At 39.0% G+C, this 11,476-nt stretch carries 10 protein-coding genes; 5 read left to right on the top strand and 5 right to left on the bottom strand.

The features are described 5' to 3' along the window. Positions 1–420: 420 nt before the first annotated feature. From PVV57_RS06560 to PVV57_RS06545, 4 genes are all read right to left on the bottom strand, one after another. On the bottom strand, positions 421–2,019 hold the full coding sequence (locus PVV57_RS06560; protein WP_273719135.1) for a YfjI family protein: 1,599 nt from the start codon (positions 2,017–2,019) through the stop codon (positions 421–423). 12 nt (positions 2,020–2,031) lie between these two features. Continuing rightward, the gene (locus PVV57_RS06555; protein ID WP_273783700.1) at positions 2,032–2,946 is read right to left on the bottom strand and encodes a toprim domain-containing protein; all 915 of its coding nucleotides are present in this window, start codon (positions 2,944–2,946) and stop codon (positions 2,032–2,034) included. A 99-nt stretch (positions 2,947–3,045) separates the two neighbouring features. Continuing rightward, the gene (locus tag PVV57_RS06550) at positions 3,046–3,246 is read right to left on the bottom strand and encodes an AlpA family transcriptional regulator (RefSeq protein ID WP_273719133.1); all 201 of its coding nucleotides are present in this window, start codon (positions 3,244–3,246) and stop codon (positions 3,046–3,048) included. Between the two features lie 176 nt (positions 3,247–3,422). Continuing rightward, a complete protein-coding gene (locus PVV57_RS06545) occupies positions 3,423–4,604 on the bottom strand; it encodes a site-specific integrase (RefSeq protein ID WP_273783698.1) in 1,182 nt (393 codons plus the stop codon). 234 nt (positions 4,605–4,838) lie between these two features. On the opposite strand from PVV57_RS06545, the gene PVV57_RS06540 reads away from it, so the two are divergent. Then, positions 4,839–5,219 (top strand): helix-turn-helix transcriptional regulator, encoded by a 381-nt coding sequence (locus tag PVV57_RS06540; RefSeq protein ID WP_273719137.1) that lies wholly within the window; start codon positions 4,839–4,841, stop codon positions 5,217–5,219. 499 nt (positions 5,220–5,718) lie between these two features. Further along, positions 5,719–6,750 carry an aspartate-semialdehyde dehydrogenase gene (locus PVV57_RS06535; protein WP_273719131.1) on the top strand — a complete coding sequence of 344 codons (1,032 nt, stop codon included), beginning with the start codon at positions 5,719–5,721 and terminating at the stop codon, positions 6,748–6,750. A gap of 541 nt (positions 6,751–7,291) precedes the next feature. Here the strand turns inward: PVV57_RS06535 and PVV57_RS06530 are convergent. Continuing rightward, entirely contained in the window at positions 7,292–7,960 is a 669-nt protein-coding gene (locus PVV57_RS06530) for an SH3 domain-containing protein (protein WP_273719130.1), read from the bottom strand. A 517-nt stretch (positions 7,961–8,477) separates the two neighbouring features. Between PVV57_RS06530 and PVV57_RS06525 the strand changes: the two genes are divergently transcribed. Genes PVV57_RS06525 through PVV57_RS06515 form a run of 3 tightly spaced genes read left to right on the top strand, consistent with a single transcriptional unit; the run spans position 8,478 to position 11,010 of the window. Beyond that, the gene (locus PVV57_RS06525) at positions 8,478–9,296 is read left to right on the top strand and encodes a MetQ/NlpA family ABC transporter substrate-binding protein (protein ID WP_273719129.1); all 819 of its coding nucleotides are present in this window, start codon (positions 8,478–8,480) and stop codon (positions 9,294–9,296) included. A gap of 27 nt (positions 9,297–9,323) precedes the next feature. Further along, positions 9,324–10,358, top strand: a complete 1,035-nt coding sequence (locus PVV57_RS06520; RefSeq protein WP_273719128.1) for a methionine ABC transporter ATP-binding protein — start codon at positions 9,324–9,326, stop codon at positions 10,356–10,358. Then, on the top strand, positions 10,351–11,010 hold the full coding sequence (locus tag PVV57_RS06515) for a methionine ABC transporter permease (RefSeq protein WP_273719127.1): 660 nt from the start codon (positions 10,351–10,353) through the stop codon (positions 11,008–11,010). The genes PVV57_RS06520 and PVV57_RS06515 overlap by 8 nt, the downstream gene beginning before the upstream one ends. The last annotated feature ends 466 nt before the right edge of the window (positions 11,011–11,476 follow it).

Below are 11,476 nucleotides of genomic sequence, written 5' to 3'. Positions count from 1 at the left end.
TGTTTATCCACAGCCCATGAGAGAGATCAGATCAGCAAAGTAGTGAAATTTGCTGTTTGTTTTATGGAAAAAAGACAAATTCACTATGGGCTTAAAATATCAGAATGAGTATTTTGATAAGTTTTATGAATTATTTTATAGAGAGGTTTTGTCTGTTTTTAAAACCCCCAAAACACCTACAAAACCCTCTTAGATATATATTAAAAATTGTATTTATGTGTTGTGTTTAGTATAGGTTGTTTATTTGAAAGATTAACTTATTGAAATATAATAACTTTTATTTTTGACTAAAAAATATATATAAAGGGGGGGGTAAAAAGAACACCCAAAACCCCCATAACCCCCCAAAACTAATGATGGGGAGTGCTTTGAAGGTTTACTGTTATATTGTTTAATGTTTTATAAGATTTCCAAATTGCCTCAGTGTGATGTCTTATGATCTTTCACTAAGGGGTGCCATTCATAGCGTATGGTAGGTCGACCACTTTGAGAGCACTTGTCTCCAGAGATTTTACGAATATAGTTACAACGACATAAAAGCTCTAAAGCTTGCTTAACGGTTTGATTGTCTGTTAAACATTTCCAATCACGTTTATAAACATCCCTTGCTGTAAAACCATCGGGTAAACAATCACAGCGTTCAACAATTAATTTTGCACGCTCTGCTGTTAATGTATCCCCCGCCGCATAAAGTCTTTTGACATGACTTAACAGATATTTTTCCCAACGCAACGCTGTTGTAATGGCATAGAGACCAATTTCAAAACCACCACTATTAAGAAGTTCAAAAATCAACGCAAGGCTTGCTATGGTCTTTGGCATTTTTAAAAGATGCGATTGTAAGCTTTCTGAGTGAGTACCTCCTTTTGCCTCTCTATGAAGGTTTTCTAACCATTCATAAAATTTCTCTTGTGCTTTTGGCATAAAACGCATGATCAGCGGGTGTTCTGGAGAACCTAATCGTTTATCACGAAAAGAGCGAAAAACACCTTCATACTTTTGCCAGCCCTCTTGATTGGGAGGTCTATCAATCAATTTCCATTCTTGATTTTCATCGGGCCACACAATCATTTGAAACCGTTGCAATAAACCGTCATCGTTTATTCCATGGTGGATTGCTTGAATGATGGGAAGAATTCGTGAAGGTTGAATGCCTCCAATTATTGATAACGTTACATGGGGGATAAAAATGGTTCCCCGCTCGATACGGTCATAGGTAAATTGATCATCTCCATTAAAAGATGTGAGATAAAAAGCACGGTCTGTTTGATATTCCTTTCTTTCTAGATTGGTTAAAAAACCAGATAACTCATCACGAACCATTAAGAGACCACGGGGGTTTTCTTTTAACAATTCCCCAAGCTTTTCGACCGTGACATCATTGACAATAAACCGAGAGACATCATCATCATGTGTATTATCTTTAGAGGGGGCTTCAGACAAAAGAGCACGGGCTGTTTCAAGATCTCCTTTTTTGATCGCTTTATGGGCTTGTTTTTTCTTTTCTGATTTATCTAAAATTTCAAGTATCTCTTCAATTTCTTGTTTTTCTTTCTGTTTTAACCAGTCTTTATACCATTGCTTTTGAAGGCAAGTGATAGGAGCTAAAGCGGCTTTCATGGCTGGTGTTTTCATGGTTGAAGGCTGTCCAATAAGAGCGCCCCAGAGATTAGGGACAATCGTCCAATCATCATGTTGTTTTGGAGCAACCCGCACGCCATTACCAATGACAGCCGCCAAACCGCATAAAGCAGAGACAGCAATAAAATCCATTGGAGCTTGTTGACGCTCTGAAACGTCATAAATATAGTCCATGAATGGCATTGGGAGCTGTAATGGATTAAAAGGTTCAACGGGTAAAAGAGCACTCTCAATCTGTTGTAATTCCTTCCAACCGTTTTGTTGCAAGGCGACTTCATAAGGAATGGCTTTTAAACAAGTATTTTCGTTTAAAGAGACATTATCGTTATCATTGACGGGAGTATTTTCATTCTTGTTTTGTAAATTACTATCTTTCATAGTTTCCCTCTTTTAAGAAAGTAATACGTTATTAAAATCAGTTCCTTTTGGAGCTTGCATGATAAAGACCTCAAAGCCTTGTCTATAGGCACGCTTTGCAAGGGTAAGACCTGCTTTACGACCCGCATCATCGCCGTCCATTGCAATTGTCAGACGTCCTTTTGTATGGGGTAAATTCACACGCATCATGCCACTGGTTGAAAGAGACGCCCATAAATTCACGGGCTCTGATAACAACCCAGACAGAAGAGATAGACCCGTTTCAATGCCTTCACAAATGACCAGATGTTTGGGATTGGATTGACTTAAATGCACAGCACCGCCCATGACAGAACCCAACATGGCTTTTGCTGGTTTCTGATCTGTTTTGCAGCCATTGGCTTGTAAAAAGGTTCTATGAATGGCAAAGGAGCCAGCGCCCTTAACAAGAGCCACCAACGCGGGCAGTGTAATCCCTAAAGGGTGTGGACACTTGCTATGAAAGCGTAAATCAGTAGGCAAATCACATGTAATACCCCGCATACGTAAATAGGTTTCTGCTAAAGTATTTTTGATTGGTTGGCTTTGTTGCCAAATTGCTTTTGCTCTCTCTGTTTTCTGTTTTGCTCGTTTGAGATCAGCACAAAACTGTTTTGATAAAGAGAGCGTATGATCATAAGCTTTATCAAAAAAGGCTTGTTTTCCAAGCAAGCCAATTCTTCTGAGCGCTTGTATGATCTCTCTAAAAGAGCAGCCAGCATAACAAGTGAGTAAAAGACGCCCATCATATCCATTGGCAAGGGATAAGCTAGGCAGCCTATCATCATGAGCAGGACAACGGGCTATCCCATAATATCCATGCCAAACTCCACGTAATGCACAAGTAATTTTTTGAGCTGTTGTATGCAATGCATAAGCATTGCTTGTTGTAGCATTTGTAAAATGCATAAAATCCCTTCCTGCTACTTGCATTACAGGACAGATTCTGTTATTTCGGGATTTGCGAAAGTCGAAATACTTTGTCTGTCCTATAAGGCAAAGTTTTCTTTAGGCGGTGTCGTTGCCACGTTGGTTTTTTGCTTTTTCGATTACATCGCAAAGGTCAGATTGTAACCAGCGCGCTAAGGAACCAATCTTTAAAGGCTTTGGTACCGAGCCATCAGCGACCCGCCGCCAAAGTGTTGAAACGCTTATATTAAGTAGTTTTGCACTCTCACGTACTGTGAGGAGTGGTTCATTTGGAATCATGAAATCCCCTCTATATTAAATGATAGAATCACTGTTTATTAACTATATATAAATAGCAATTCGTAGCAAACTTTTCCAGCAAAAAAACAATATCTTGTGATTTTTTATCAAGATAAGCAATAATTTGTGATTGTATTATCCGTTATGGATAAAACAAGGAAAATGGAGACATAGAGCTATCCACAACTTTTATTGTTTTGACCAGTGATATAAGAAGCCCATCTATCCATAAAAATACGACGCTGTTCTAAATAGTCTGTACGACGATAAGCACGCTCCACTTTTCTCCCTACCGTATGACCTAGAATGGTTTCAGCGACCTCATAAGGGGCATTGGTTGTTTCTGCGAGCCAATCACGTAAACTAGAGCGAAAACCATGGGGGCAAGCTTCCAGAGCAGTTTTTTTCATGTATTGTAGCATGCTGTTTTGTGCAAGAGGACCGCGACCGGTTGCAGAAAAAAGAAACCCATTGCGAGATAAAAGGCGTGCTTGTTTAATCACTTTTAGTGCTTCTGATGATAAAGGAACGCGAAATTCTTCTGTAGCATCGCGTCGTCCTTTCATACTTTCAGCAGGGATAGTCCATATATCCCCATCAATCTGATCTTCACGCATATAACGCAAAGGGCGTGTACGAACACCTGTCAAAATAAGTAAACGCAAAGCCAGTTGTGTCATGGTTGTTGTTTTGCAGAGTGACTGATAAAAGGAAGGCACATCTTTCCAATCCATTGCAGGTAAATTTTGTGCTTTATGGCGTTGCTTCCCTAAAAGAGCGCGTGCTTTTATTGTTGCTTGTAAATCAACATCCAATCCTAATGCAGCCGCATGTTTAAGACAAAGATTAAGACGATTTATTGCTTTCTCTGCTGTTGCAGCTTTTGTATGCCATATGGGAGCAAGAACATTACGTATCTCTGTTTGTGTAATTTCTGAAATAGGAATACAGCCTAATTTGGGGAGAATATAAAGTTGTAAAGGTAGAAACCAATTCCCAGCCTTGCCATCTCCTTTTAATTCAGCTTTACGACTTTCAAAAGCATCTAAGGCAATGTCTTTTAGGTAATGGAGATTACTTATTGCCTCACGCTTTTGTTTCTCACGTTCTTTAATGGGATCACGCCCCTCATGCAAAACAGAACGCCATTGATTTGCTAATTCACGGGCTTTTTTTAAAGAAACATTTCGCAACGCACCCAAGCCCATTTCGCGGCGCCGACCATGAATGGTATAACGATAAAGCCATTGAGCACCACCATCTTTACGCTTATGGAGAAGCAAGCCGGCACCATCATTATATTTGCCAGCCCCCAATGTTGCGACAGCCCTTGCATTAAGACGATTCATAAGAGGCATTTTTACTCCTTTCTTTCCTCATTTTTACCCACACACCAGCCCCGCTTTTGACGTGCAAGCAAGTGATATTAATTGATTCAATCTGAGAGGGTTTGTGATGAGAAAATCTTACTATATTCGGAGTTATGATTCAAGTTGAAAAAGAATGATTTATTATTATAAATCAATGTGTTGCCAGATCCCGGATACTAATGCGAGGGCGCTCGCAACCGGAGGGGGCTTTAAGTGCAAAAAGTGCAAACTAAAAATCCACATTTTTACGATATTTCTTTGGGCAAGAAAATTCGCTTCAAAAGAAAAATCATGGGGATTTCTCAAAAACAATTGGGAAATCATTTGGGGGTAACATTCCAACAAATACAAAAATATGAAAAAGGTTTAAATCGCGTAAGTGCAAAATGTTTGCAGGAAATTGCTGATAGACTCGATGTTCCCATTTCCTTCTTTTACGCTGATAGCGCACAAAAAGAAGATAGCCTCTGTTATTATGATGACCAAATATCGAGTAAAGAAGAGTATTTACTTTTGAAAAACTTCAGAATCCTTACTCGTAAAAAACAAAAGGCAATCTTGCAATTGATTTCTGATGAAAAAAACAGCCTCTTATTTTCATGAATTTACGGAAAAGAAATCAATGTGTTGAATAACATTGAAAAGCATTTTCAACTGTCTCCCCCAAAGGACGAAGATTTTTATCCGATCTGGAAACAGTTTGAGTGGAAATCTTTGTCTTTAGAGAGGGAGGGAAGAGATCAAATAATTGAACACTGAACAAATAAAAGATTAAAAAAAACTTCCAACGCAATGCATCATACCATCTTTTAAAAATTAAAGAACGTGAAGAGAAACAATTGACAGAAGATAAAAAATTCACTTAAGTGCACTCTCAAAGAGATGAAGACTTCGCATAAAATATTCAATTTTTTCAATTCTGAAAGATTAAAAAAGACCGAATTATTTGAAATAAAACTAACTTATTGTGCGAACGATTATGATTGATGTGCACAAAATGGGATTGTTGAAGATATAATTTAATGATGTTCCTTGACCAACTCACTCTCTCCTGAGTATAGCGCGGGGAATAAACGTGGAGAGACACGAAGGAGTATAGAAAATGAGTTTTAAAGTTGCAATTGTCGGCGCAACAGGAAATGTCGGTCGTGAAATGCTTACAATTTTAGAAGAGCGTGGTTTTCCTGCACACGAAATCGTCCCTCTGGCTTCACGACGCTCATTAGGGCAAGAAGTTTCTTATGGAGACAAAACTTTAAAAGTAAAAGCACTGGATACTTATGATTTCTCTGACACAGATTTGTGTCTTATGTCTGCGGGGGGAAGCATTTCCAAAGAATATGCTCCTAAAATTGCTGCAGCCGGCTGTGTCGTTATCGACAATTCCTCCACGTGGCGCTATGATGCTAATGTTCCGTTGATTGTCCCTGAAGTCAATGCACAAGCTGTAACTGCCTTTTCTAAGCGTAATATTATAGCCAATCCCAATTGTTCAACCATTCAACTGGTCTTAGCTTTAAAACCTCTCCATGATGCTGCCACCATTAAACGGGTTGTTGTCTCTACATATCAATCGGTTTCTGGAGCTGGTAAAGAAGGAATGGACGAACTTTTCGAACAATCACGCGCAGTGTTTGTTGCTGATCCAATTACATCAAAAAAATTCACCAAACGCATTGCCTTTAATGTCATTCCCCATATCGATGTTTTCATGGAAGATGGTTATACAAAAGAAGAATGGAAAATGACGGCTGAAACGAAAAAAATTCTTGATCCCAAAATTAAATTAACAGCCACTGCTGTTCGGGTTCCAGTCTTTATCGGTCATGCAGAAGCCGTCCATGTTGAATTTGAAAAACCACTCAGCGTATCTGAAGCACAAGAGCTTCTCCGCGATGCACCCGGTTGTCAGCTTATCGATAAACACGAAGATGGTGGCTATACCACACCTTATGAATGTACGGGAGAAGATGATACCTTTATTAGCCGTGTTCGTGAAGATATCACCGTTGAAAATGGTTTAGCTTTCTGGGTTGTCGCCGATAATTTAAGAAAAGGAGCCGCATTAAATGCCGTTCAAATTGCTGAATTGCTTATTTCTCGTAATTTGATAAAGCCTAAGTCTGTAAATTAACCATTTCTCTATCCGAAAGAATGAAAAGGTAAAGAGCCGATCTATCAAAAATTCCGGCTTCTCTTCAGCAGGATCTTCCCCTACTAAGGGTTCATATCACCACCCTAAAGGACAGTAATTCGAGGCATTGATAAATTTTACTCTGAATATTCTTAACTCCCGCCACCTTAAGTTACCTCTCGCCGCCTTAAAAAACGAAGATCTCTATCTGCTCTTGTACACAATCGCACTTTTTAACGCGTTTGCACCGATCACCGTCCTCATGCCGCCTTACGACACAACAGTAACAAGGAAAAAAAGCCCTAGCCAGTCTGTAAAAATCCAACTTTTCTCAAGCAAATTCCACTGAACGCCCCCCGAAAAGGACAGAGCTAGAGGCATTGATAAATTTTACTCTGAATATTCTTAACTCCCGCCACCTTAAGTTACCCCTCGCCGCCTTGATACCATTTTACGGTACAATAGGATCAGCAGCATAAAGCATTTTTTGCTTCATGCTGCCATCTTGTTTGTCATCTCTCTCGTGAGATTGACTTTATCCTTATTGAGCAGGATAGGTCACAACACGGTAACGCGTTTCATTGCGTTCAAAGTTTTTGTAATTGACATCACGAGGAAAGAAGGGATTATAAGCATTCACACGCTTTACAGAAACGCCTTGTGCTTTTGGCGAAGGATTTAAAATTGTCCGTTCATCCCTTTTTTTGACACCTGTGGCATCGATAATCACATCGGTTCTATACAATTTTTGCATGTTTTTGCGTGTTTTTTGCATCGCCGGAAGCGCTTTAAAGTCAGAAACAGCCTGTTTTACTTTTTCTTTTTTTACTTTTGGCGACTTTATCATGGAAGTTGATTTTACAGGCGCCTTTTTAAAAGCAATAGTAGGAACATTGTTGACATTGACATAACGTGCAGATGCCCAACCAACTTTTCCATGATAACCAAGAGAACACCAAGTTTTATTGGATAGACAGCCATAAATTTGTACTTTTGCTCCCATTGGAACCATTGCGATCACTTTATAAGCTGTCGCAGGACCTGTGCGTAAAGATACCTGACCTGATGCAACACGCGCAACGGTTCCAGCAATGGTCCCAGCTGCTTGCGCGTGAGAAGTAGTCACAGCCCCCCCTGATGCTCCCAAAGCGCATAAACTCCCCAAAGCCCATAAAGTCATCGTCGTTGATAAAAAATTCTTTCTTAACATTATTTTTCTTCCTCTCTAACATGTGAAGGGCAAAATATTCGCCTTTGCAAAAATTTGCTGCGTTTAAATCCAGTAATCATCAATCTTTCTTTTCCCCCAAAGCCCCCAACCACAGGCAACAAAATCTCTCTTTGTCCCCTCCACCGCTCTCCACAAACACGGGCCTTTTGATCTTGATTGCGCAGTCTATTCCTCATGAATTGACGACTAAAACATCATCTGATTGCTTGACTCTTCAACCAATCATTCTCTTAAAGAAGTTTTTAAAGTGTCATTGGTTCCCTCAACAAATCATTACAATAGAAGAATTGATGACCTGAATTTCAGAGATTTTCTATGAACAAATGATGATATTTCCCCAAAACTGCCGAAAATGGAGAGAAAAAGAATACTCTTTTTAAAATAAAAGTGATTGAATATTCTCTAAAGCTTGTATAGGCTCAGATCTTCCTAAAAAAATACAGAGTATATTGAAGATTTCCTCAAAAAATCTCTTATAAAAGAAAGTTAAAAGCACATGACATTAAAATTTTTTTCTCGTAGTTGTCTTAGAGGATTATTCCTCTCTCTCTTGGCACTTTTTTTGTCTACTGCTTTTTCCATGGCTGCAGACAAAACAAAAATCAAACTCGGTATTATGGAGGGACGGGATGCGATTATCTGGAAAATTGCTGCTGAACAGGCTAAAAAAGACGGTTTAGATATTGAACTCGTTTATTTTTCTGATTACGCTTTGCCCAACGACGCTGTTAACGCAGGAGAGATCGATGCGAATGCTTTTCAGCACGCACCTTATCTTAATGAACAAATGAAACAACGTGGCTATAAACTTTCAATTGTTGGCTATACATTTATTGCTCCAATCGGTGTTTATTCGCACAAAATAAAAGATTTAAAAGATCTGCGTGATGGTGCACATGTTGGTATTCCTAATGACCCATCGAATGGTGGAAGAGCCTTACTTCTTCTCAATTCTTTAGGTCTCATTAAGTTAAAAGATCCTCATAATATTCTTGCATCTCCACTTGATATTATTGAAAATCCTAAAAACCTACAAATTCGTGAACTCGATGCCGGTATGCTCGGGCGTGCAATCGACGATTTTGATATTGCAATTATAAACACAAACTGGGCTATTGTTTCTGGATTAAACTTCGAAAAAGATGTAGTCGCATGGGAGAGCGCAAAAAATAATCCTTATGATAATATCATCGTTGTACGCACGAGTGAAAAAGATGAACCATGGGTAAAAAAATTAGTTGCCGCTTACAACAATGAACTTATCCGTGCAAAAATCAAAGAGGTTTTTGGTACAACAGCCCAAACATCTTGGTAATTGTGCCAAATATCCCGGTAATCGTGAATGGAAAAACCTACTCTTATCTCCTTAAAAAACATCAGCCGTTGTTTTAACAAAACGGCTGGTGTTCCGGTAATCAATAATCTCTCTTTAAATATCCATGCTGGTGAAATCCTTGGCATTATTGGGCGCAGTGGAGCAGGAAAATCAACACTTATTCGCTGTTTAAATGGGTTAGAGAAAATTGATGCAGGGTCCATTTTTTTTGAAGGTGTTGATATTTCAAATCTATCAGAGATAGAATGGGCGCCTTATCGACAACGGATTGGAATGATTTTTCAACATTTCAATCTTCTCTCATCACAAAATATTCTTGATAACATTGCATTGCCCCTTAAATTAAGTGGTGTCAGTAAAAAACAACGCCACAAACGCGCCCTTGAACTGATTGAATTGGTTGGGTTATATGGGAAAGAATATTGTTATCCGGCACAATTATCCGGAGGGCAAAAACAACGGGTTGGCATTGCCCGTGCTCTAGCCGCTAATCCTAAAATATTGTTATCCGATGAAGCAACTTCTGCTCTTGATCCTGAAACAACACAATCTATTCTAGAGCTCCTTGCTAATATTAACAAACACCTCAATCTCACGATTGTGCTCATTACCCATGAAATGGAAGTTGTACGCACCATAGCGCATCGCGTCGTTGTTCTTAATCAAGGGCAGATTGTAGAAGAAGGACATGTGAAAGATATTTTTACATCACCGCAAGACGATACAACTATCGCCATGCTCAAACTTGTCACGCCACAACTTCCTGAAAAATTTGCGAAAAATCTCAAACCCATCGGACAAGAGGCTGTCATTGAAATCAATATTGCCGGTGAAATTGCCCAGCAACCTTTTCTTCATCTGCTAGAAAATGAGAGTGGTTTAAAAGCACGTATTTTGCATGGTGGCATTGATACAGTTCAAGATGAAACCATCGGGCGACTCTTCTTGGCTCTTCCTGGAGAAGATAAAGAAGCTTTAGACAAAGCTGTTCAATGGTTAACGAAAAAAGGACGATATTGTGAGGTATTAGGTTATGTTTAATGTTCTCACGCATGAACTTCCCCAAGCTGTTATTGATACAATATTGATGGCACTTAGTGCATCTTTTATGGCATTTATTATAGGGCTTCCCCTTGGTCTTCTTCTTCACACAACAGCACGTGGAGGGATTTTTGCCTCATGTCTCATCAATCGCCCTTTAAGCATGATCATTGACAGTATTCGTGCCATTCCCTTTATTATTCTTGCATTTTATCTTCTTCCCGTTACGCGTATCGTTGTAGGACGAGGGATAGGAATGCCTGCTGTAATTTTTATACTGACCATTTCAGCCATTCCTTTTTATGCACGCATGGCCGAACTCTCTTTTAAAACCGTTGAAAACGGCCTCATTGAAGCTATCCGCTCTATGGGTGCAAGCCGTCTGCAAATTATCAGACATGTTCTTATTCCTGAAGCTCTCCCTAGCCTAATTACAGGTTTTACAGTCATGGTCATTTCTCTCATAGGTGCCACCTCACTTGCCGGATATCTTGGTGGAGGCGGTTTAGGAGACATGGCAATCCGCTATGGCTATCAACGTTATAATACCTTCATCATGACCATCGTTATCATTCTTTTGATCATGCTCAATATTATAACCCAATGGACTTCTGATAAAATCGTACAAAAACTTGATAAAACGAAGCATTAAAAGACTTAGAATTTCACGGGCTTGCATTATCACTCTCTTTGCCACTTCCAAAGTGCAACACCTTGCAAGTAGAAACACCCCTTGGCGATCTGAAACCGCTCATAAAAAGCCAAGCACTTTTTCTCTTTTCTTAAACGATTTTATCGGCAAAAGCCCCAATTTGTAACCAAGCAAATAGTTTTAATGGCTTCAACATAAAAGGGGATAAAATGAGAGATCTTACAACATTCAAAACTCTCTCTCACCATAAAACGATAAATTATCTTGTTAAATCATTCTCTTAATCACGATCTGATCAAAACTTAGACAAGATATTGATTTATAGTGATAATATAGCGTTATTCATATTGAATGAGAATACCGAATATCGTAAGATCTTTTATTTCAAATCTCTCCATGTTGAATCAATCAAAATCGCCTGCACGTTACAAATGAGATTAGCGTGTGGATAAAAACTATTAAGAAA

The organism is Bartonella sp. AU15XJBT (assembly GCF_028618615.1).
In the GTDB taxonomy this organism is placed as follows: Bacteria; Pseudomonadota; Alphaproteobacteria; order Rhizobiales; family Rhizobiaceae; genus Bartonella.
The sequence above is the reverse complement of the archived record's forward strand: the minus strand, read 5'-3'. Positions and strand labels throughout refer to the sequence as shown.